Annotated in this window: 19 protein-coding genes and 4 tRNA genes; 7 read left to right on the top strand and 16 right to left on the bottom strand. The window is 42.0% G+C overall.

Annotation, left to right across the window (positions count from 1 at the left end; all coding sequences use genetic code 11):
- Positions 1-6: 6 nt before the first annotated feature.
- The 8 genes from MHI35_RS18505 to MHI35_RS18540 form a co-directional block, all read right to left on the bottom strand.
- Positions 7-870, bottom strand: a complete 864-nt coding sequence (locus MHI35_RS18505) for a two-component system regulatory protein YycI (RefSeq protein WP_106036268.1) — start codon at positions 868-870, stop codon at positions 7-9.
- Positions 857-2,236 (bottom strand): two-component system activity regulator YycH, encoded by a 1,380-nt coding sequence (gene yycH, locus MHI35_RS18510; RefSeq protein WP_335349407.1) that lies wholly within the window; start codon positions 2,234-2,236, stop codon positions 857-859. Before yycH ends, MHI35_RS18505 begins: the two co-directional genes overlap by 14 nt.
- Entirely contained in the window at positions 2,226-4,064 is a 1,839-nt protein-coding gene (gene walK, locus MHI35_RS18515; protein WP_169056093.1) for a cell wall metabolism sensor histidine kinase WalK, read from the bottom strand. Before walK ends, yycH begins: the two co-directional genes overlap by 11 nt.
- 7 nt (positions 4,065-4,071) lie before the next feature.
- Entirely contained in the window at positions 4,072-4,779 is a 708-nt protein-coding gene (gene yycF / locus MHI35_RS18520; RefSeq protein ID WP_003215017.1) for a response regulator YycF, read from the bottom strand.
- Positions 4,780-5,127: 348 nt separating this feature from the next.
- A tRNA-Phe gene (locus tag MHI35_RS18525) sits at positions 5,128-5,200 on the bottom strand.
- A gap of 27 nt (positions 5,201-5,227) precedes the next feature.
- Positions 5,228-5,304: transfer RNA gene (locus MHI35_RS18530), tRNA-Asp, on the bottom strand.
- Between the two features lie 81 nt (positions 5,305-5,385).
- Positions 5,386-5,457, bottom strand: a tRNA-Glu gene (locus tag MHI35_RS18535).
- Positions 5,458-5,463: 6 nt separating this feature from the next.
- A tRNA-Lys gene (locus MHI35_RS18540) sits at positions 5,464-5,539 on the bottom strand.
- Between the two features lie 328 nt (positions 5,540-5,867).
- Between MHI35_RS18540 and MHI35_RS18545 the strand changes: the two genes are divergently transcribed.
- Positions 5,868-6,392: a peroxiredoxin family protein gene (locus tag MHI35_RS18545; RefSeq protein WP_012011881.1), complete on the top strand. Its 525-nt coding sequence runs from the start codon at positions 5,868-5,870 to the stop codon at positions 6,390-6,392.
- Positions 6,393-6,421: 29 nt separating this feature from the next.
- Here MHI35_RS18545 and MHI35_RS18550 read toward each other — a convergent pair whose 3' ends face one another.
- The 4 genes from MHI35_RS18550 to MHI35_RS18565 form a co-directional block, all read right to left on the bottom strand.
- Entirely contained in the window at positions 6,422-6,631 is a 210-nt protein-coding gene (locus MHI35_RS18550; RefSeq protein ID WP_012011882.1) for a hypothetical protein, read from the bottom strand.
- A 15-nt stretch (positions 6,632-6,646) separates the two neighbouring features.
- Positions 6,647-7,780 carry a DUF418 domain-containing protein gene (locus tag MHI35_RS18555; RefSeq protein ID WP_335349406.1) on the bottom strand — a complete coding sequence of 378 codons (1,134 nt, stop codon included), beginning with the start codon at positions 7,778-7,780 and terminating at the stop codon, positions 6,647-6,649.
- A 136-nt stretch (positions 7,781-7,916) separates the two neighbouring features.
- The gene (locus tag MHI35_RS18560) at positions 7,917-9,206 is read right to left on the bottom strand and encodes an adenylosuccinate synthase (protein ID WP_144523322.1); all 1,290 of its coding nucleotides are present in this window, start codon (positions 9,204-9,206) and stop codon (positions 7,917-7,919) included.
- A 216-nt stretch (positions 9,207-9,422) separates the two neighbouring features.
- Positions 9,423-10,004, bottom strand: a complete 582-nt coding sequence (locus MHI35_RS18565; RefSeq protein WP_335349405.1) for a TetR/AcrR family transcriptional regulator — start codon at positions 10,002-10,004, stop codon at positions 9,423-9,425.
- Positions 10,005-10,140: 136 nt separating this feature from the next.
- Between MHI35_RS18565 and MHI35_RS18570 the strand changes: the two genes are divergently transcribed.
- Positions 10,141-11,346 carry a cytochrome P450 gene (locus MHI35_RS18570; RefSeq protein WP_335349404.1) on the top strand — a complete coding sequence of 402 codons (1,206 nt, stop codon included), beginning with the start codon at positions 10,141-10,143 and terminating at the stop codon, positions 11,344-11,346.
- 32 nt (positions 11,347-11,378) lie between these two features.
- Here the strand turns inward: MHI35_RS18570 and MHI35_RS18575 are convergent, their stop codons facing one another.
- The 4 genes from MHI35_RS18575 to MHI35_RS18590 form a co-directional block, all read right to left on the bottom strand.
- Entirely contained in the window at positions 11,379-11,792 is a 414-nt protein-coding gene (locus MHI35_RS18575) for a VOC family protein (RefSeq protein WP_211062789.1), read from the bottom strand.
- 129 nt (positions 11,793-11,921) lie between these two features.
- Positions 11,922-13,286, bottom strand: a complete 1,365-nt coding sequence (gene dnaB, locus MHI35_RS18580; RefSeq protein ID WP_012011888.1) for a replicative DNA helicase — start codon at positions 13,284-13,286, stop codon at positions 11,922-11,924.
- Between the two features lie 209 nt (positions 13,287-13,495).
- Positions 13,496-14,461: a DUF4885 family protein gene (locus MHI35_RS18585; protein WP_335349403.1), complete on the bottom strand. Its 966-nt coding sequence runs from the start codon at positions 14,459-14,461 to the stop codon at positions 13,496-13,498.
- Positions 14,458-15,405: a DUF4885 family protein gene (locus MHI35_RS18590; RefSeq protein ID WP_211062791.1), complete on the bottom strand. Its 948-nt coding sequence runs from the start codon at positions 15,403-15,405 to the stop codon at positions 14,458-14,460. Before MHI35_RS18590 ends, MHI35_RS18585 begins: the two co-directional genes overlap by 4 nt.
- Before the next feature lie 109 nt (positions 15,406-15,514).
- Here MHI35_RS18590 and MHI35_RS18595 point away from each other — a divergent pair, with 109 nt between their 5' ends.
- From MHI35_RS18595 to MHI35_RS18615, 5 genes are all read left to right on the top strand, one after another.
- Positions 15,515-16,372, top strand: coding sequence for a hypothetical protein (locus tag MHI35_RS18595; protein ID WP_211062792.1), 858 nt, complete (start codon positions 15,515-15,517; stop codon positions 16,370-16,372).
- Between the two features lie 579 nt (positions 16,373-16,951).
- On the top strand, positions 16,952-17,833 hold the full coding sequence (locus tag MHI35_RS18600; RefSeq protein ID WP_211062793.1) for an alpha/beta hydrolase: 882 nt from the start codon (positions 16,952-16,954) through the stop codon (positions 17,831-17,833).
- A 7-nt stretch (positions 17,834-17,840) separates the two neighbouring features.
- Entirely contained in the window at positions 17,841-18,626 is a 786-nt protein-coding gene (locus tag MHI35_RS18605) for a 2,3-dihydro-2,3-dihydroxybenzoate dehydrogenase (RefSeq protein ID WP_211062794.1), read from the top strand.
- 26 nt (positions 18,627-18,652) lie between these two features.
- On the top strand, positions 18,653-19,834 hold the full coding sequence (dhbC, locus tag MHI35_RS18610; RefSeq protein WP_211062795.1) for an isochorismate synthase DhbC: 1,182 nt from the start codon (positions 18,653-18,655) through the stop codon (positions 19,832-19,834).
- A gap of 24 nt (positions 19,835-19,858) precedes the next feature.
- Positions 19,859-21,478, top strand: coding sequence for a (2,3-dihydroxybenzoyl)adenylate synthase (locus MHI35_RS18615; protein ID WP_211062796.1), 1,620 nt, complete (start codon positions 19,859-19,861; stop codon positions 21,476-21,478).

A 21,478-nucleotide genomic window follows, 5' to 3' on the forward strand; every position in this document is an offset into this window, starting at 1 on the left:
GTTCTCTCACTCCATTGAAGATTTGTCATCTTTCTCTATATGATCAAGTGTTGAGCCATCAATGGCATTGATCAAATATTCTTCTTCTGTCTTTTTCTTTGAACCAGTTGATACGCCCTCAAGCTCGACTCGCCATACAGGCACCATAACCTGCGTGCTTGCACCTGGATATTGCGTATAGTACCCTAGCTCTACCTTTTTCACGGTCGTGTTTTGGCTCAGCATGTTTTGCGTATATAAGTCCTTCACAGTTTCAAGCGCTGGTACAAGGGTTTCTTTTCTCACTTCATTGATCGATGTCACCATCGACTGCTGATATGATACAACCTCGTTTTTATCATTTAGATCTAGGGTGATTTTTCCGATGGTTTCGGAGTCATCAAGCCCCTCTTGGAAAATGTATTTCCCTTTATACGTTTGGAAAAAGACGATTTTGCCTGTCTCTTCATCAATACTCCACAGCTTATAATTCTTCCCATCTAGCAAACGCTGGTTCACCAGGTTTGCCGCCGCTGTTTTCATATCTTTTTTCGGTAAGGCCACTGGTTTATTGAAAGTCATTTCAAGCAGCGTGACAGGGTCATCTTTGTCTGTTTTCGGGAATGTGCTTTTCGCCTTTTGATCAGCTAATTCGTCGACATCCTTTTTCGTATATTGCTTCTTTTCAGCTGTAATGCGGTAACCAATCTTCGCTTCATCTGATAGATTGCCATATTTGATCCCGTCTGCCTTCATTTCTTCCAGCGTATCCGTTTTTTCGATAATCGCAAAATGATCAGTTGATCGTTTTTCAAAGTATTGAAAACCTAGAAAGATATCGAGAACGAGAAAGGCTAGGATAAAGATCGTTTTGGTCTTATTCCACTCCATGATTCTCGCTCCCCTCTGTCAACAAATCATGCGATAGAATCACGGTTTTACCGTTGTATTTCATGCACCATACTGGCTCCAGCCAGACAAACATTGCTTGATCTTGATCTGATGCGGTGGAAACAGCTTGATAGGCCGGGAAAATTTGTTCAATTTTCTCAAGGTCATCATATTTCGTCTGCTTGACGATTAAGTCTTTCAACTCTGTCCCGTTCATCAGCTTGACCTGTTCACTTTGACTCGCCTTGTTGCCTAGAATATAGTTTGGACGCTTGTAATTTAAGATGTCGTCATTCGCCCACTGTACTTCAAGCGAGGTCATCCCAAATGGGTGCTTTGTACTGTTGACGATCGGCAGGCCATCCATAAACATATTAAAGGAAAGCTGCTGGTTGCTATTGATGCCAAAGTATTGATAGTCATCGGTAAAGCTCCCCGTATCATTGAAATACTTCACACTTCGCTTAATCAAATCACCCGTTTGGAAAACGGTGCTGCTGTTGATATTGCGGTGCTGATATTGGATGCGGTGGTCTTTTTGATTCGCTTCAAGACGGCTTGTGCCATCTGTGTACACCGTCCGGTTTAAATTAGACTCCTCTCCGACAAGACTCGGGTCCGTAAACAGAGCGTCCTTGAATTTGCTTGTCTTAATCGTTTCGATAAAGAACATTTTCGATTCGAGCTGCTCTTGCTTTCTCGGAAGGAGGAAATCTCGTTTCGAATTCGCAGAGAACGTATAGAGATCGTAGCGCGGCATCTCGTTTTGAGCGGCTGCGATACTGTCCATGAGATTCCGATAATTAGCAGACTCTATTGTTAGCTCAAGCACCGTTTCCTTGCTGTATGAAACCAGATAAACTTTCTTATTGGCCTTATCCTGCTGGGAGAACGGCACAATCATCCGATCAAACGAGTTGTATTCGATGGACTTGTTCGGCCATTTAAACAGCGCTTGGAATATATCAATCGGAATCGGGTCATTGAACACAAGATCCAATGTCTTCCCCTGTCCTCCGTTTCCATAGAAGAAATTCTTAAATTTCTGCTCAGAATATTGATCTGACACATCCGAAATCTCTTTCACATCCCAAAGGCTCACATCATTCCAGAAGTTTTGAAAGAGTTCCTTTTGATCCACTTTCAAATGCTCCCCATTTGAATGGATGAACATCTCCCGCGGCTTCACGACATCAATGAGGCTTCTAGGCTCATCGCTTGATATCTTCTTCGTTTCCACGACCTTAGTGCCGGCATCTGCCTGGTCCTGCATGACGGGCTGGAACATCCAAATATTCCACGTAAACACAAGACTGATCGCAATTAGGATTGTCAATATTATGGTTTTAAAGGTCTCACGCTTCATCCCAATCATCCTCTTGTTCTTCATTGTACGGAAGGGTAAAGGTCACTGTGGTTCCTTTTCCTTCAATGCTGTCAGCCCAAATGTCTCCGCCATGAGCCTGAACCATTTCTTTTGCAATCGCAAGGCCAAGGCCGGTTCCGCCAAGTTTTCTTGTTCTCGCCTTATCCACTCGATAAAAACGTTCAAAGATTTTATCCATATCCTTCTTCGGAATACCGATCCCTTCATCTTTGACGCTGAATAATACAAGGCCCTTCTCCTCATCCAGATCAACAGTAAACGTGATATGTCCACCCTCTGGAGAGTATTTCATCGCATTAGAAATGATATTATCGAGCACTTGTGTGATTTTATCTTGATCAATTTCCACATATATTTCACGCTGCGGAAGATTGCGGATAAACTCGACATGCTGCTCCTTGGTCATTTCAAAACGATCAATGACCAATGAGATAAATCTGATAAAATTCGTCCACTCACGGTTGAATTGATAATCCTTGCTGTCGAACTTAGACAGCTGCAGCAGGTCGTTGACAAGCCGGATCATGCGCTCTGTTTCATTTTGCGTCACACTAAGGAACCTTGGTGCAAGCTCTTTATCACCAATTGCGCCTTCAGCCAGCGCCTCAAGATAGCTTCGCATCGTCGTCAGCGGTGTGCGTAGCTCATGCGATACGTTCGCAACGAATTCACGGCGCTCTGCATCAATTTTCTCCTGCTCTGTGACGTCGTAAATGACCGCAATTAATCCATCAATTTTCCCGTGCTCTTTCTGAATCACTGAGAAATTTACACGCAAAACTGACAGCTGATCTTCGCGTTCGATTTCTAGCAGCATGGAATCTTGATTTTCGACTAAATCTTCAAAGGTATGCGTGTCCTCAAGGCCCAGTAAGGATGTAATCGGCATCTCTAGTGCTGTTTCACGTGAAACATTTAACAGCTCTAATGCCGGGCTGTTTAATAGAATAATGGCACCATTTTGATTCGTAGCGATGACGCCATCTGTCATATAGGCAATGACAGAAGATAGCTTCTTCCGCTCTCCCTCTGTCATGAGCTGCGCTTCCTCCAGCTCTCTCGTCAGATGGTTAAAGGTTGTCGCAAGCTGGCCAATCTCGTCATGTCCATACTTTCGAACCTTCCTGGAAAAGTTCCCTTTGGCGAGCTCAATTGCTTGCTTCCTCATATCCGAAATAGGATGAGTGATGGTTCTAAAGATGAAAATCCCAAGTAGTGCGGTCGTCCCAAGGGCGATCAGTGTACCCGTCGCCAAAATGGTGTTAATGGTTCGCATCTGGTTAAACACGCTCTCCATCGAAGACACAACATAAATCACACCGACAGTTTCTTGGTTTTCATTTTTCACGGCTGTCGCAGAAATACGCACCCGTTTATTGGATTCTGGGTCATAGAATTTCTTTTCGTAGTCTTTGCCTACTGCGAAAATCCGGCTAATGATCTGATCTGTGATTTTCTTGCCGGCAATCTCTTGACTGCCGTTATTCACAGAGGCAATCACCTCTCTGCTTTCGTCAATATAGCTGACTTCAGAAATTTCATTAGACTCATCTTTGTTATTAAAGTCGTTTAATATCTTTTGAGCATCCTCTTTTAATTCTGCCTTACTTTTCGATGAATCTTGTTCTAGATAATACGATAACGAGTAGATTCGCTGATTCAAGGAATTATCATATGAATTAATTAAGGACTGCTCTAGCTGCTTCACAAAGTACACGCCAATGATCTGCATGGCGACGATGATCAACAGCACGTAAATCAAGGTCAATTTAAAGTGAATCGAGCGAAAAAAACCTACTTTACTCATAAGAATCTTAGTCCTGCTCTGGGTTTCTTAAATAGTAGCCGACGCCTCGTCTTGTCACGATCCAGCTCGGGTGACTAGGATTGTCTTCAATTTTCTCACGAAGACGGCGGACGGTGACGTCTACTGTCCGGACATCTCCGAAGTAATCATAGCCCCATACCGTTTGTAGCAAGTGCTCACGTGTCATCACTTGTCCGATATGTTTCGCTAAGTAATGAAGCAATTCGAACTCACGGTGCGTCAATTCAATCGTTTCCTCGCGCTTAGACACCACATACGCATCTGGATAAATGACAAGTGATCCAATTTCAATATCATTTGATTCAGATTCTTCCTCTGTCTGCGGCGTAGCAATTTGTCTTCTTAAATTCGCTTTCACACGGGCAAGCAGCTCGCGCGTGCTAAATGGCTTCGTCACATAATCATCTGCGCCAAGCTCAAGACCGATGACTTTATCAATTTCAGAGTCTTTTGCTGTCAGCATGATAATCGGCATGTCATATTTCTTTCTCACTTCACGGCATACCTCAACGCCATCTTTGTTCGGTAGCATGATGTCTAGCAAAATAATGTCTGGTTTGATTTCTTCTACCATTTCAAGGGCTTCATTGCCGTCATATGCACAATGAACCTCATAGCCCTCTTTTCTTAAGTTAAACTCCAATATATCAGCAATCGGTTTTTCATCATCTACGACAAGAATCTTTTTTTCCATTGTGATTTCCTCCTGCATTTTTAGCATCTATGTCATTCCATTTTTGCATGTTTCGTCAGACCTTTTTCATTTGAGCAAAAAAGGCTCACTGTCTATTATAACGTTTTACGTGGCAAAGATAAAAATAATAACGGCTTTCTTTTCTAGCAATCGTTGGATAGGAACAAGATGCTCAAAAAAATGATGGTTTTTTTCCTTTTTTATTGAAACTTTTCCAGTCACCGATCGTCTATATAAATGTAACGTCTTCTTCTTATGGAGCCGGGCCCTACCTAGGTCCGGCTTCTCCCTTTTTATGCCTTCTTTTCATAAGAAAAACGCACCTGCGATTGCAGATGCGTTTGGAAGTGGCTCGGGACGGAATCGAACCGCCGACACACGGATTTTCAGTCCGTTGCTCTACCAACTGAGCTACCGAGCCATCATCAAAAAGATGAATAAATATAAATGGCGGTCCGGACGGGACTCGAACCCGCGACCTCCTGCGTGACAGGCAGGCATTCTAACCAACTGAACTACCGGACCTCAGTAACTTGCCCGAAAAAGCAATCGTGGTGCTCTTCCAAGCAAGTGAGGAAAAATTAGCTTAACGCTAAAGTAAATCAATGACCCGTACGGGATTCGAACCCGTGTTACCGCCGTGAAAGGGCGGTGTCTTAACCGCTTGACCAACGGGCCAATACATGGTGAGCCATGAAGGACTCGAACCTTCGACCCTCTGATTAAAAGTCAGATGCTCTACCAACTGAGCTAATGGCTCTCGGTTTGTGAAAAGTAATTCTGAAGAAGTTGTATTGCGTCAAACCAATCGCTTTAAAAAGCTGGAACATCGCATCCTAACAAGTTTCAGAGACCTTTGCAACAACGAGATTTATAATATCATAGAGTAATTACATATGGCAATACGTTTTTCGACATTTTTTTAAAAAAAGTGTCGGATTTGAAATCTCCTGCCAAATCCCTTCTGCTTGCAACCGCCTTCATTTTTATAACCTCTACCTATTCAAGCACATAGAAACGTTTTAGACAGATCGAAATTGGTTATACATGAAACAAGTAACATTGTGATTCAAAAAGGAGGAAGCAGTATGAGTTCATTCAAATTAGGAGATAAAATGCCCAATTTTTCACTCCCAACCATTCAGGGCGAACATATTGATTTTCACAAGCATTTAGAGGAGCATCAAAGCTGGCACCTCATCGTCTTCTTTAGAGGCTCATGGTGCCCAGTATGTGTGGAAGAATTAAAAGAGCTCGAACAGCAGCAATCATACTTTCAAGACAAGGATATCCACTTAATGGCGATTTCAACAGATCATTCTGATGACTTGAAGGAATTTGCCGATAAAGAAGGACTATCCTTCCCCATCATGTCTGACAAGGATCTCACTTCATTAAAAGCATATGAAGTCCACTATCACGGGGAAGATGCTCCTTATGAAGATCACGGGGTGCACGGAGAGCCAGCCTATTTCTTACTAAACGAAAAGGGCCAAGTCCTCTATCAGCAAAGGCAAACAAGTCCGTTTGGCAGACCGCATGCCAACGAATTGCGCAAAATCATTCAGTACATCCGCAAAAACTTAAAAGGCCAATATAAAAGCGTGAAATAAGAAAGAAGCCCTCGTCATGAGGGCTTCTTTTATGAACGTCTCTTATTGTATAGCCAATCTGATGTGAAAAATACAAGGAGACCCGCCATGAGAATCACAAAGGTGACGGGCGGTTTATCATCCTGGAAATAAGAGTACAGCGCATGTCCTCCTAATGCGAGAAGATAAAAGATAAATGCTGACACAGCTGCTTTACGCGCATTCGCTTGTTCTCTTTTCGTACTTTTTTTGAAAAACATTGTCACGATTCCCCTTTATCCTGCTTTCTTCATCGTCACCCGGCGAAGTGCCCGCGAACGAATATATTCCATCGGACCGATTCTCCAAATCTTTAGACAAAACGCTGATATGGCAATTTGCAGAAGAGAAATCAACAGCCATGCCAATACGATAAGAGGAGCGTTGATTTGTCCGCCAAGACCCAATCCCCAGCTATAAAAAAGAACCGAGCAGATGACATTTTGCAGGATGTAACAACTAAGCGCCATTTTCCCTACATATTCAAACCAATACCACATGAACCATGACTCTGTGTTAGCCAGGAGCTTCGCAATAACAGCAATATAGAAAAGAGAAAGGAATGGCGAAAACGCATAGCGCACCACGAATTCCACTAGTTCATTCGGAACGAATATCAGTGCATTCAACGGCAACCCCACCCACAGACCGACTCGGAATAGTCCTTTCCGTAGAGACTGCCCGCGTTCATTTGCATAAAATACACCGGCTCGCATCATCCGCACACCTAATAAAAACAAAAATGTGTTCATTGGAATGAGAAAGATCGCTTCCCCCCGGTACATGAAAAAGTGTTGCAATCGTTCTTGAACCTGCGAGATCCATGTCTCTGGCATCTGCTCTTCCAGCGCGGGTTCACTCCCTTGATCATACGATGCTGTTTCCATTTCAGAGAGGGCGAACATCATCAGACTGGACAGAACAAGCAAATGAATGACTCCAGAGAAGATCATGCCTCTTTTGATACGCTTGCTCCCTCCTCGTACAATAAATGCCACAAGCAAACCGGTGACAGCGTAACTCATGAGCACATCATATTCCATCACAAGTGCAAAATGGACAAAACCTTCGATAAATAAAAATAAAAGAATCCATAAATATGTACCTGGCCAAGGCGTGTTTTTTCTTTTGGCCTGCTGGTATTTCAGCTCTAGTCCTACACCAAACATGATGGTGAGCAGCGAGAGCATTTTCCCATAGACGAACATGGAAACAAGGCTTTCTAAAAAACTGCCATTCTCATATTCATCTGAAATCTGATCTGTCGCAAAGGTATCCCCTGCATACGCAAAAAACCAGACGTTCGTTCCCAATGTGCCTAATATGGCGAAACCTCTTAAAATATCTAATAATCTTATTCTTTCTTTCACTAGAACGCCCCTTCCCCCTATACAGTTATCATATTTTGGTAATGATCGGAAGCCTGTTCTACTGAAATTAAGAAATATTTAAACAAAAAAACACCAGTAAAATGTGTAATTTTACTGGTGTTTGATCAGTCTATGATTATGGACGGTACACGCTGCGGACAACATTCGTTTGAGAACGATCTGGTCCGACTGAGAAAATGGAAAGTGGAATACCTGTTAATTGTGAAATGCGCTCTAAATAATGACGGGCATTTTCAGGCAGTTCGCTTAAATTCTTCACGCCTGTAATATCCTCTGTCCATCCTGGCATTTCTTCGTAGACAGGCTCACATTTCGCTAGTTCATTTAGACTTGCTGGGAATTCTTCTGTGATTTCTCCGTTCAATTTATAAGCGACACAGATTTTCAATGTTTCAATCCCTGTCAGTACATCAATTGAGTTAAGAGATAGATCTGTAATCCCGCTCACACGGCGAGCATGGCGGACAACAACACTGTCAAACCAGCCAACACGGCGCGGGCGTCCAGTTGTTGTACCGTATTCACGGCCAACCTCACGGATTTGATCACCAATTTCATCATGGAGTTCTGTCGGGAATGGGCCATCTCCAACACGTGTTGTGTACGCTTTTGACACGCCGACCACATGTTGAATCTTCGTTGGTCCTACACCAGAACCAATCGTCACTCCCCCAGCCACTGGGTTAGATGACGTAACAAATGGATATGTCCCTTGATCGATATCAAGCATAACACCTTGTGCACCTTCAAATAGCACGCGGCGGCCTTCATCTAGTGCGTCATTCAAGACAACAGATGTATCCACGACATATTTTTTCACTTGCTGGCCATATTCATAATACTCGTCTAAAATATCTTCAATCTTGAAGCCTTCTGCTTCGTACATTTTCTCTAAAAGACGATTTTTCTCTTCTAGATTACGAGCAAGCTTCTCTTCAAATACTTCACGATCTAATAGATCTGCGACACGGATACCGATACGAGCTGCTTTGTCCATATAAGCTGGTCCGATTCCTTTTTTCGTCGTACCGATCTTGTTAGCCCCTTTCCGCTCTTCTTCTACCTCGTCCAATTTTAAATGGTAAGGTAAAATCACATGGGCTCTATTGCTGATTCTGAGGTTATCTGTACTCACATTCCGTTCGTGAAGATACGCAAGCTCAGTGACCAACGCTTTAGGATCAACTACCATTCCATTACCGATGACACAAGTTTTCTCTTGATAAAAAATACCGGACGGAATGAGGTGTAGCTTGTAAGTCACTCCATCAAATTTGATTGTGTGACCTGCATTGTTTCCCCCTTGATAACGGGCAATCACCTCTGCATTTTCTGAAAGGAAATCGGTAATTTTCCCTTTCCCTTCGTCACCCCACTGCGTACCTACTACGACTACTGAAGACATATCGTGCACCTCCGTTAACCTTTCAAAACGTTATCTCTTTCAAACACATTTATTTTATCAATGCAAACCGAAAAAGTCAACGTGAAATCCGAACATTAATATCTCGAAATCAAATTTTGTTCGTTTTAAATATGAGAAAAAGCGCTTTACTCACTTCTTCAGCGCTTAAAAAGGGAGATTTTGAGTAAAACCAACGTTTTTGATAGTTCTTACTTTCTATTGATTTTCAATTAAATGAATCATCGAATTTGCCATAAAGTCTGGTGAATAAGGTCTACCTGTCCTCAGCCACCATTCTGCCGTTCCAACGTAAGCAGAAATAACGAATTGCTTCTGCATGTCGATAGGAACAAGATGTGGATCAGGCTTTGAGCCTGCAACCCCCTCTTTCCCCAAAGAAAAGCTTTCTTCAAAAAAAGCCCGAACCGTTTCATGAATATTGAGCTCTCGCCCTCGTTTCAAAAGAATTTGATACTCCTTTTCATGTTCTTGCAAATGCTGATAAAATCGAAAAATATACACATATGCCGCATGCTCTTTTTTCAAATCGCCTTCTTGTACAGGCTTAAAAATAGCACATTTCATCACATCAAACATCTCATCCATCACCTGCTGGGCAAGATCAAATTTATCCTCATAATGCTGATAAAAGGTTGTCCGATGGATGCCTGCCACTTTCGTCAAATCCTGTACAGAAATCTTCTCCCATTCTTTCTCGCTTAATAACTGAAATAATGCTTTTCTTAATTGCTGCTTTGATTCCGTTGCGCGCTTATCCCCTCTGTAGCAATCCGCCACAAGCCGCTCTCCCCTTCCTATTTTCTTCAACAGATTTCGCTTTTCTGTTGGTTGAATCCTCCAGGCTGATGAATTAACTTTAATCTAACACAATGAAAAAAAGGAAGCATCTGACAACCTATAAGGAGTGATGATCATGGAAACAACGTCCCCAAGTGCTGTGCAAAAAACGTTATTAAGAGGAAAAAACAAGCAGGACCCGTATCACCCATTTGATTTGTATGCCAACATGCGTAAGACATCACCTGTTCATTTTGACGAAGCCAGCCGAACGTGGAGTGTATTCACCTACGAGGAAGCAAAGCGCGTGACAATCGATAAAGATACCTTTTCGAGTCAGCCTCCTAAAAACCAGCGGAAGCATTCACTGATGAAAACAATGGTGATGATGGACCCTCCCAATCACACTCGCATCCGCTCCATTGTCAGCAAAGCCTTTACCCCTCGAGTCATGAAATTGTGGGAGCCTCGTATTCATGAATTAATGGATGAACTGATGGCACAACTTGAAGGAAAAAAAGAGATTGACCTAGTGCAAGACATTTCCTATCCGCTTCCTGTCATTGTCATTGCAGAGCTTTTAGGTGTGCCGTCAGAGCATAAACAATCTTTTAAAGAATGGTCAGATATTCTCGTCAGCATGCCTAAAAGTGAAAGTGAGAAGGATGTAGCTGAATGGCAGAAAACACGTGACAAAGGGGAAGCTGACATGATGGCATTTTTTGCAGACACCATTGAAAAAAAACGTCACAACCTTGGTGATGATTTAATTTCCCTCATCATTCAAGCGGAGGAGAATGGAGACAAACTGTCAGCAGATGAACTCATTCCATTTTGTAATCTTCTTCTTTTAGCCGGCAACGAAACAACCACCAACTTGATCTCCAATATGATGTTCAGCTTGTTAGAACAGCCGGATGCGTATGAAGCGCTCGCCCAATCACCGGAACTCATACCACGTGCGGTGGAAGAGGCTGTCCGTTTTCGTGCACCAGCTCCTGCGATTGTTCGTTATGTCACAAAAGATACAGAACTAGGAGGGAAAGTGTTAAAAAAGGGAGACAATGTGATTGTGTTTCTTGCTTCCGCCAACCGGGATGAGCGTCAATTCTCAAACGCACATGAATACGATATAGACCGCCACCCTAATCCTCATATTGGTTTCGGGCACGGTATCCATTTCTGTCTTGGCGCACCACTGGCACGTCTTGAAGCATGTACAGCTATAAAGATTTTCATAGAACGATATGAGGCGCTAGAGCTCCTCTCTTACGTTCCGATGACCAGCAGCAGCATGTATGGACTGAAAGAGCTGAAACTGCGTGTCACACCTCGTTCATAACAGAAAAGACTCCTGGGCATGGGAGTCTTTTTTTAAACAGGGGTGATGCCATCTGTGTTCATGAGCACAATGCGATACCCATCTGGATCTTCAATGGTTGCTCCACCCCGTTCCCAATATGGATTTGTAGAGGTGACTTGCCGTCCGCCAAATGAGATCAATCTCTCTTTCATTTGCTGAAATTCCTCAGCATCCGGAATATAGAACACAAGGAGCTGTTCTGGATGCGGGGTGGGCAGGCTTTCTTCTTCTTCATGCTTTGTGATTTCTAAATGAACATGCTGATGAGGGAGCCCCAGCATGACACCATCATATCCTTCATGCTGATCAAACGAGCCTATTCGTTTGAGACCTAAGCCTTCTTCATAAAAGGACACAACCTCTTTCATGTTGACGGTTGGGCGTGCGATGCGTAATTGAGCGGCTTCAAACTGTTGAAATTTCATCAGTCATCACTCCTTTTCTTATTTTAGTATACGATTTCTCAGTCTTTCTCTCCTCCTCATTTCGATCGTTTTTCAATCATTCTTTCGATGTAGATCCATTAAAAAAAGCCCAGCTTGTTGAGCTGGGCTTTAAGCACCGGGCGGAACACCCGCATCGTCAAATCTTCTTTCCAGGTTGACGAATTTGTTATATTCTTTGACGAACGCCAATGATACTGTACCTACTGGGCCGTTACGCTGTTTGGCAATGATGATTTCAATAATGTTCTTATTCTCTGATTCTTTGTCGTAGTAATCATCACGATAAAGGAATGCCACGATATCGGCATCCTGCTCAATACTTCCTGATTCACGAATATCAGACATCATCGGACGTTTGTCCTGACGCTGCTCTACTCCACGTGAAAGCTGAGACAAAGCAATAACTGGAACTTCAAGCTCCCTTGCCAGCGATTTCAATGCCCTAGAGATTTCAGATACCTCTTGCTGACGGTTATCGCTTGATCGTCCGCTCCCTTGAATGAGCTGCAAGTAGTCAATCAGGATCATGCCAAGACCGTTTTCTTGCTTCAAGCGGCGGCATTTTGAGCGAATTTCACTTACTCTGATTCCAGGTGTATCATCAATGAAAATCCCACTATTCGATAGCGAGCCCATCGCCATTGTCAGCTTGCCCCAGTCCTCTTCAGTCAGATTACCAGTTCTTAGGTTCTGTGCATTGATATTCCCCTCAGCACAAAGCATACGCATAACTAGCTGCTCAGATCCCATCTCTAAACTAAAGATGGCGACACTTTCGTCCGTTTTGGTCGCAACATTCTGTGCGATGTTCAATGCGAAAGCCGTTTTCCCTACTGATGGACGAGCCGCTACAATAATTAAGTCATTTCGCTGGAATCCAGCTGTCATCCGATCAAGCTCGGAGAAACCTGTTGGGATCCCTGTGATATCGCCTTTTCGGTTATGAAGCTGTTCAATATTATCATATGTCTGAACAAGCACGTCCTTAATGTTTTGGAAAGCTCCTGAGTTTTTACGCTGCGCCACTTCCATAATGGTCTTTTCAGCATCACTCAACAGATCCTCTACTTCATCCTCACGCGTGTATCCATCTTGTGCAATGGTTGTCGCCGTGCGGATCAGACGTCTTAAAATGGATTTCTCTTCTACAATTTTTGCATAGTATTCTATGTTTGCGGCAGTTGGGACAGAGTTCGCAATATCGGTTAAATACGAAATCCCGCCTACCTCTTCTAGTAAATCTGTATTGGCCAGTTCAGAAGTCACCGTAACAAGATCGACCGGTTCCCCTCTATCACCAAGTACAAGCATCGCATTGTAAATCTTTTGATGCGACATTCTATAGAAATCCTCTGGAATTAATACCTCAGAAGCGAGCGTGAGCGCAGATGGTTCTAAAAAAACAGCACCTAATACGGCCTGCTCGGCTTCTATATTTTGCGGCGGCAGCCGGTCATCGAGAAGTTCCGTCATGCCAAGCACCGTCCTTTCATAAAAAAATACGCTACTCATCATTTTAACATTTTCACCGATAAAAAAGTGAAAAACATCGACTATAGTCAAAATTACCATGAGGAGGTTTCGTTGAACAGCCAACCAACGCATCTCAATAGAAAAGACTCTGTAACACCAATTGTTATAGAGTCCTTCATTGTGCTAATGGGATTTTTATCTGTTGACGTTCACCTTTTGTTCTCTATCGTTTTCTTCACTCCATAATTCTCTTTTTGCCCAATGTCATGTAACGACCCATTTTGATAATCAATAGATAACACCAAATCGGGAATAGAATCAAACCCGTTTTTGGCTAGATCAAATAGCTGTGCTCCGTAATGTGAAGCGGCAATTCGTGCATGTTCTGCTGTGTATGGGTTTTTCAGGAGATCTTCTTTGTATATATCAAAAATATTGACCCCTTTATCCGTTACAAATTGACCGTTTACAATACTTAAGTCTTTTAAATTGTAGCCTGTCACCGTTTTGATTTGATTCACAAGGTGGAATTTAGCAAGAGAATCAGGCGTGAATTGAGTCGAATCATCATTTCTACTTTTCATAATATGGAAAAATAATTCTCTTGTATTGTTGCTTGTATTTAATAGTTCTTCTATTTGTTTAGTCAGCGATTCATCTGTTGATCCACCCACCAATAATTTGAAATGATTTGGGTCGATGGTAAAAGTTAAATTCATGTTCTTAGGAATGGTTATACCATTTTTAGAGAACAAATCTTGCAATTGTTCGTTGACCTTTTGTCTGTTAAATATTTTCTTTTCTACGCTTTCTTGGGTAGGATCGTACCGTTTTTCATTACGGAAGATGGCATCATTAAAGTCATATTGACCACCCTTATTATTCCTTGCCCAACTCATTTCCATAGTGTATGCAGCTTCTCTTTCAACCTTGGTCAGATCATTTCTGAAATAAGAGGAGTATGGATTTCTATACTTATTATATATGTGGTCTTGAGGATCACTGAATCTTTTATTTTGTTCATTAATTTTTTGATATTTTTCATCAAGTATCTTCATTCGTTTATCTGCTTCGGTCATCGTCTCATTTGTACTTTTTATAGCTGAACGGCTATTGAAATCGGTAACGTTCTGATTGTTCAGAACCGCTGTAGCATTTGATGTATTTATCTTCATTTTGTTACTCCGTAATTCACCTTTTGCCCAATGTCATGTAACGACCCCTTTTGATAACCAATAGATAACACCAAGTCGGGAATAGAATCAAACCCGTTTTTGGCTAGATCAAATAACTGTGCTCCGTAATGTGAAGCCGCAATTCGTGCATGGTCTGCTGTGTATGGATTTTTCAGGAGATCTTCTTTGTATATATCAAAAATATTCGTCCCTTTATCCGTTACAAATTGACCATTTACAATGCTTAAGTCTTTTAAATTGTAGCCTGTCACCGTTTTGATTTGATTCACAAGGTGGAATTTGGCAAGGGAATCAGGCGTGAATTGAGTCGAATCTTCATTTCTACTTTTCATAATATGGAAAAATAATTCTCTTGTATTGTTGCTTGTATTTAATAGGTCTTCTATTTGTTTAGTCAGCGATTCGTCTTTTGAACCACTTACCACTAATTTAAAATTGTTCGGGTCAATGGTAAAAGTTAAATTTGTGTTTTTAGGAATGGTTATACCGTTTTTAGAGAATAAACTTTGTAATTGTTCGTTGACCTTTTGACGATTGAGTATTTTCTTTTCTACACTTTCTTGGGTTGGATCATACCGTTTTTCATTACGGAAGGCGGCATCATTAGAATTATAATGCCCTCCTGTTCCACTATTAGCCCATCCAATTTCAATAGAGTAAGCCGCCTCTCTTTCCGGTTTGGTTAAATCATTTCTGAAATAAGGGGAGTTTGGATTTCGATACTTATCAAATATATGGCCATGAGGATCTTTGAAACGTTTATTTTGTTCATTTATTTTTTGATATTTTTCATCTAATACTTTCATTCGTTTATCAGCTTCGGTCATCACCTCATTTGTACTTTTAATAGCTGATTGACCTTTATAGTCGATTCGGTTCTGATTGTTAGGCGCACTTGTCGGGTATGACGTATTAATATTCATTTTGATTCTCCTTTTTTCAAAAAATAGTGATTATTAAATATATCGGCAATTAAGTTAAAAATTGTTAGTTTAATGCCGATATAGTAATTATTACAAGGAGGGTTAAAATATGACAAATACTATCTTCAAACGTTTTTTATTACCTGCATTATTATTAGTGCTTGTTACTAGTTTTTTTGCACCTAATTCAGCAGAAGCAGCGATTACGGGGAATAACAGTCCTAACACAGCAAGCTCAATGGGATATTGGAAATATAGTCGTCCAGATACGACAATCTTACCTGAAGGTGAAAACGAAGCGTATTATCAGTTCACAATTAATAAGGGTGAAAAAGTTTATGTTAGAAGTTCATATGATAAGCAGTACACTGGGATGAAAATAGAGGTTTATAATTCGAAATATTCTGATGGTAGATCTAGAGTCATTAACCCTGATTCAGTTACACCATTTATTTTTGCTAATACTGATGACGTTACTTCAAATTCAGAAACTTATTTTGTGAAAGTGACCCGTGGTACATATACAGGAAATATGTATTTTACTGTCTCCATTCAAGATCGCATCAAATCTGGAAATGGAACATTCAATTTTACGGGAGCCGCCACCAACATGGGGAATACTTCTTTGAATTTTTTAGGAGTTGATTCTTCTGTCATTTCAATGGATTTAACGAAGAATTCTTCTATCCCTAAAAATGCAATCGTTAAATCGATTTCAACAACGAGTACACAATCGCCTAACCAAGGAAATGTCACACACAAACTGATGGCTGATGAAAACAAGATTTGGAACGAATCCATTGTTTCATCTGCAACAAGTGGTTCTTACCGTATTTCTCTGGAAAATCAATTAAAAGTCGCTCAAAAATGGAGCTTTAAGTACAATGCAAAGGCTACAGCAAGATCTACTATGAGCAATGTCAAAGCCGATATCCGTTACGAATATGATGTCACAGATGGATTCTAATTTAATGGTGTTTACAGACTTGTACACCAATTGACCAAAAAGTAAGGGGACAACCCTTACTTTTTTTAATTGTATAATTCGCACTCTAAAAAAAGCTCAGCATAATATTGAATAAGTTTTGAGATATGAGATCACCAACTTTTCGCAAAATCCTCCTCTTTTTCCCTAAAAATACAAGTGAGTCTATAGACTTATTTTTTCTCAAAATCTTTTCGAGAAGAAAAACCCATATTTATTCCTGTATCAAACAGAAGAAAATGGTAAAAATTCCGAGGCAGTCAAGGTCTTTTGACATTTCTCCTATTTTTAAATGACAAGGTCCGATATTCCCTATTTCAAATCATTTGTTAGTGAGTTAGTCCTTTATTTTCTGAATATTGGGATAAGAAAATCAAATACACAACTTTATGAGCATTTGACTTCATAATTGATAACCATTATCATTTGTTTTGCTTGCGGATAGTTGAGAATCATTTTCATTTGGAGGGAAATTTCTTCAATTTCTACACTCATCCAATATCCGCAAGCCTACTTTATCATCGTATGAGAGTCGAATTTGAGGAAGGAGACTTGTCACATATGTCCAAACGCCCCGAAGGAATGGGTACTGAGGGTTCATTTTTTGGAGAAAGCCGTCCTTTTTTTATACCTGGGACGGAGCAACTAGATATCACAGAACACCCATACAGACTTTTTATATTTAAACCGAATACTCCCCCTCCAGCGGCTGGTTTTCCAGTCATGTACGTGCTTGATGGGAATTCACTTTTTGGCACAATGGTCGAAGCCATTCGTTTACAGTCAAGAAGACCTGAAAAAACAGGTGTCGTACCTGCCATCATTGTTGGAATTGGCTATCAGACAGAAGGGCCCTATCATCCGCTCAGGCATTATGATCTCACTTTTACTAGCCCTGATGCTTCCATCGGCGGCAAAAGAAAAGACTTTTCCATCCATACATATGGCGGGGCCTCTACTTTCTTTTCTTTTTTAGAAAAGACTGTGAAGCCTTATATCGAGCAACGCTATCCGATCAACCTAAGTCGTCAAACACTTTTTGGGCATTCTCTTGGCGGTCTTTTTGTATTACACACACTATTTGAGCACCCTGATGCTTATCAGACATATATTGCGGGCAGTCCTTCTATCCACTGGAACAGAAAATTATTTCTAGAAAAAGAACACCAATTCACCAACCTCATACGTCAGGTGCCTATGAATGTCCGGTTGCTTATAGGTGTAGGTGAGTTAGAAAAACATCATCCATGTCAAATGAATGATCATGCAAAGTCACTAGCAAATCGCATGTTGTCTTTGTCCTCATATGGCTTACATACGGCCTATCACGAGTTCCCTGAAGAAGGACATACGTCCGTTTTACCGGTGCTGATGAATTACGCTTTTCGTTTTGCGCTCTATCATGATGATCTTTTAACAACTAGAAACACGAAGGAAAGGTAGTGAACGTATGAAACATAGTGGACTATCTCAAAAGATTGCCCTTATCACAGGCGCAGGGCAAGGTATCGGACAAGCAGTCGCAAAAAGACTAGCAGATGAAGATGCGATCATTGCAGCAGTTGACGCAAATGAAGCTCAGCTGCAAAGCACTGTCCAGCAAATGAACGATAAAGGCATACGTGCCTTTGCCTATCCATGTGACATTACCGATCAAGCATCTGTTCAGCACATTGTCGATCAAATTGAAAAGCAGCTTGGACCCATTTATTTACTGGTCAATGTAGCAGGCATCCTTCGAATCGGTTCTATCGACCAGCTTAGTGCAGATGACTGGCAACAAACCTTTGCAGTCAACACACATGGTGTCTTTTACGTATCACAAGCTGTCTCCAAATACATGATGAAAAGATCAGATGGGGTCATTGTGACCGTCAGCTCTAACGCAGGTGCCATTCCTAGAATGAATATGGCTGCCTATGCCGCTTCAAAAGCAGCAGCTACTTCCTTTACAAAAACGCTTGGGTTAGAGCTAGCAAACTATGGAATCAGATGCAATGTTGTCTCTCCTGGCTCTACCGCAACACCTATGCAATGGGCATTATGGTCTGATGAACAAGGAGTAGATCATGTGATTAAAGGTTCATTAGAAACTTATAAAACCGGTATTCCTTTACAAAAAATCGCTGATCCTCAAAACATCGCTGATGCAGTAATCTTCTTTGCATCTGAACAATCCAGTCATATTACGATGCAGAATCTCACGATTGATGGTGGCGCAACACTCGGAATCTAGCATTTCATCAAAAAGGAGGCCTTTTCATGAAACATTCATTATTGCCGTCAGAAGAAAAAGTACAGTTGATTCAAGACTATCAGCCAGGCGCTTTTTTCCTTGCTTCCCCTAAACGTACAATACTTGCAGAAGGGATTTTCCAGCATATTGAAACCAATCAGCTCAATGAACTATCCACAAGGGTAGCGCACGTATTTGACGATGCCAAACAAGCTGGTATCCAAACACCGATTGTGGCTGGTGCTGTCCCGTTTGATCCGGCACAGCCCGTTCGTTTAAATGTGCCATTCCATGTACAGTTTAGTGATCCCCTCGAATTTCATCAAGGTGATGAGGATTCGGAAGTGACATCACCATCCTATGAGGTGACACCTGTCCCTTCTCCTGAAGTCTATATGAATGGTGTGAACGAAGGGTTAGATAAAATTGAAAAAGGAGAGCTAAGCAAAATCGTCATTTCTCGATCTCTCCACCTCAAATCAAATCAAGACATTCATACGAAAGCAATACTCGAACGGCTTGCTCGTCACAATACGACTGGCTATACGTTTGCTGCAAATGTAGCTGATCCGAAATCTTCCCAAAAGCGCACACTTCTTGGGGCAAGTCCTGAGCTGCTTCTTTCAAAAACCGGTTCATCTGTGATTTCCAATCCACTCGCTGGTTCTCGGCCGCGTAGTTCAGATCCAGTAGAAGACCAGCGCCGTCACGATGAACTCCTTACTTCAGCGAAGGATTTACACGAGCATGCAGTGGTTGTCGAAGCTGTCACTAAAGCGCTTGCTCCTTACTGTCGTACGTTAGATGTGCCTGCATCACCATCCGTCATACAAACAGAAACGATGTGGCATTTATCTACTGTCGTAAAAGGTGAATTAGAAGATTCCAGTGTATCCTCAATTGATTTAGCGCTGAGCCTTCATCCAACACCCGCAGTATGCGGAACACCTACAGCAGATGCACGTGAAGCAATCCAAGCGATTGAACCCTTCGATCGAGGATTTTTCACAGGAATGATCGGTTGGGCAGATGCAAATGGTGATGGTGATTGGATTGTCACCATTCGTTGTGCAGAAGCTGAGGGTCAATCCCTTCGTCTCTTTGCTGGTGCAGGCGTGGTCAAAGGATCTAAGGCAGAAGAAGAGCTAGCCGAAACATCTGCAAAATTTAACACGATGCTTCGTGCGATGGGCATCCATCAGCTATAAAAATACATAGGAGATGACAAAAACATGTTTGTTCAACCACCTACATGGCCGGAAGAATTTGCAAAACGCTACCGTGAAAACGGCTGTTGGCTTGGGGAAACCTTTGGCGGTATGCTTCGTGAACGTGCCGTATCGTTAGGGAATAAAACAGCGATTACATACGCTGATACGCACATGAGCTACCAAGAACTTGATGAGCGCGTCAGCAGTCTTGCCGCCGGTTTTCATCAGCTTGGAATTCAAAAGGGAAGTCGAGTTGTCGTACAGCTTCCTAACATTCCTGCTTTTTTTGAAGTCGTTTTCGCTTTATTTCGAATCGGTGCTTTACCCGTCTACTCACTGCCATCTCATAGAAGCAGTGAAATCACTTATTTTATTGAATTTGCCGAAGCAGACGCATATGTCATACCAGATATCGATGGCGGCTTTGATTATCGATCACTCGCACGTCAAGTGAAAGAAAAGCTTCCCTCATTACCTCATGTCATTGTAGCAGGGGAAGCTGAGGAATTTCTTGACTTGGATGATCTGCGCAAGGACCCATCACTCGATCCCCGAATTCATGTAGAGGCAAGTGATATTGCATTTCTTCAGTTATCAGGAGGCAGCACAGGCCTTTCTAAGCTCATACCTCGTACACATGATGACTATATGTATAGTCTTTGGAAAAGCAATGAGGTGTGCGAGCTCACAAAAGATAGTGTGTATCTAGCTACACTTCCAGTAGCACACAACTATCCATTAAGCTCGCCTGGAGTCCTTGGGACGTTATACGCTGGCGGAAGAGTCGTTCTTGCACCTGGATCAAGCCCTGATGTCGTCTTTCCACTCATTGAAAAAGAACGGGCGACCATTACCGCTGTCGTCCCACCTATCGCATTGATTTGGCTAGAAGCCGCTTCTCATCGATCAGATGACTTATCGAGTCTTGAAGTCTTACAAGTCGGTGGTGCTAAATTCAGTGCTGAGGCAGCAAAACGAGTGATGCCTGCCCTTGGATGTAAGTTACAGCAAGTTTTTGGCATGGCAGAAGGTCTGGTCAACTATACCAGATTAGATGATCCTGAACATGTCCTTATTCATACACAAGGACGCCCGATGTCTGAATATGATGAGGTACTAGTGGTTGATGATGAGGACAAGCCCGTCCCGCATGAAGTGGCTGGACATCTTTTAACAAGAGGACCTTACACGATTCGCGGCTACTATAAAGCCGATGAACAAAACAAAAAAGCATTTACACCCGATGGCTTTTACAGAACAGGTGACATCGTACGATTAACTAAAGAAGGAAATGTTGTTGTAGAAGGCAGAGACAAGGATCAAATCAATCGTGGCGGTGAAAAGGTTGCCGCTGAAGAAGTTGAAAACCATTTACTTGCGCATCCTGACATTCATGATGCCGCCATGGTGTCCATGCCGGATCCATTTCTTGGCGAACGCTCATGTGCCTTTGTTATCGCGAAAGGAAACAACAAACCAGCACCGCACATCTTAAAATCATTTCTAAGAGAACGCGGGCTCGCTGCCTATAAAATTCCCGACCGCATTGAATGGATCGATGCGTTCCCACAAACAGGTGTAGGCAAAGTCAGTAAAAAAGCATTAAGAGAATTAGCTGCAATCCATACTGCCAACGTATAA

The sequence above is a fragment of the Bacillus sp. FSL K6-3459 genome, assembly GCF_038003305.1.
Lineage (GTDB): Bacteria > Bacillota > Bacilli > Bacillales > Bacillaceae > Bacillus > Bacillus pumilus_O.

Excerpts from the sequence above, each read along its gene's own strand:
- MHI35_RS18505 (WP_106036268.1), bottom strand. The coding sequence starts at position 870 with ATGGAGTGGAATAAGACCAAAACGATCTTTATCCTAGCCTTTCTCGTT.
- yycH (WP_335349407.1), bottom strand. The coding sequence starts at position 2,236 with ATGAAGCGTGAGACCTTTAAAACCATAATATTGACAATCCTAATTGCG.
- walK (WP_169056093.1), bottom strand. The coding sequence starts at position 4,064 with ATGAGTAAAGTAGGTTTTTTTCGCTCGATTCACTTTAAATTGACCTTG.
- yycF (WP_003215017.1), bottom strand. The coding sequence starts at position 4,779 with ATGGAAAAAAAGATTCTTGTCGTAGATGATGAAAAACCGATTGCTGAT.
- MHI35_RS18545 (WP_012011881.1), top strand. The coding sequence starts at position 5,868 with ATGAGTTCATTCAAATTAGGAGATAAAATGCCCAATTTTTCACTCCCA.
- MHI35_RS18550 (WP_012011882.1), bottom strand. The coding sequence starts at position 6,631 with ATGTTTTTCAAAAAAAGTACGAAAAGAGAACAAGCGAATGCGCGTAAA.
- MHI35_RS18560 (WP_144523322.1), bottom strand. The coding sequence starts at position 9,206 with ATGTCTTCAGTAGTCGTAGTAGGTACGCAGTGGGGTGACGAAGGGAAA.
- MHI35_RS18570 (WP_335349404.1), top strand. The coding sequence starts at position 10,141 with ATGGAAACAACGTCCCCAAGTGCTGTGCAAAAAACGTTATTAAGAGGA.
- MHI35_RS18575 (WP_211062789.1), bottom strand. The coding sequence starts at position 11,792 with ATGAAATTTCAACAGTTTGAAGCCGCTCAATTACGCATCGCACGCCCA.
- dnaB (WP_012011888.1), bottom strand. The coding sequence starts at position 13,286 with ATGACGGAACTTCTCGATGACCGGCTGCCGCCGCAAAATATAGAAGCC.
- MHI35_RS18585 (WP_335349403.1), bottom strand. The coding sequence starts at position 14,461 with ATGAAGATAAATACATCAAATGCTACAGCGGTTCTGAACAATCAGAAC.
- MHI35_RS18590 (WP_211062791.1), bottom strand. The coding sequence starts at position 15,405 with ATGAATATTAATACGTCATACCCGACAAGTGCGCCTAACAATCAGAAC.
- MHI35_RS18595 (WP_211062792.1), top strand. The coding sequence starts at position 15,515 with ATGACAAATACTATCTTCAAACGTTTTTTATTACCTGCATTATTATTA.
- MHI35_RS18600 (WP_211062793.1), top strand. The coding sequence starts at position 16,952 with ATGTCCAAACGCCCCGAAGGAATGGGTACTGAGGGTTCATTTTTTGGA.
- MHI35_RS18605 (WP_211062794.1), top strand. The coding sequence starts at position 17,841 with ATGAAACATAGTGGACTATCTCAAAAGATTGCCCTTATCACAGGCGCA.
- dhbC (WP_211062795.1), top strand. The coding sequence starts at position 18,653 with ATGAAACATTCATTATTGCCGTCAGAAGAAAAAGTACAGTTGATTCAA.
- MHI35_RS18615 (WP_211062796.1), top strand. The coding sequence starts at position 19,859 with ATGTTTGTTCAACCACCTACATGGCCGGAAGAATTTGCAAAACGCTAC.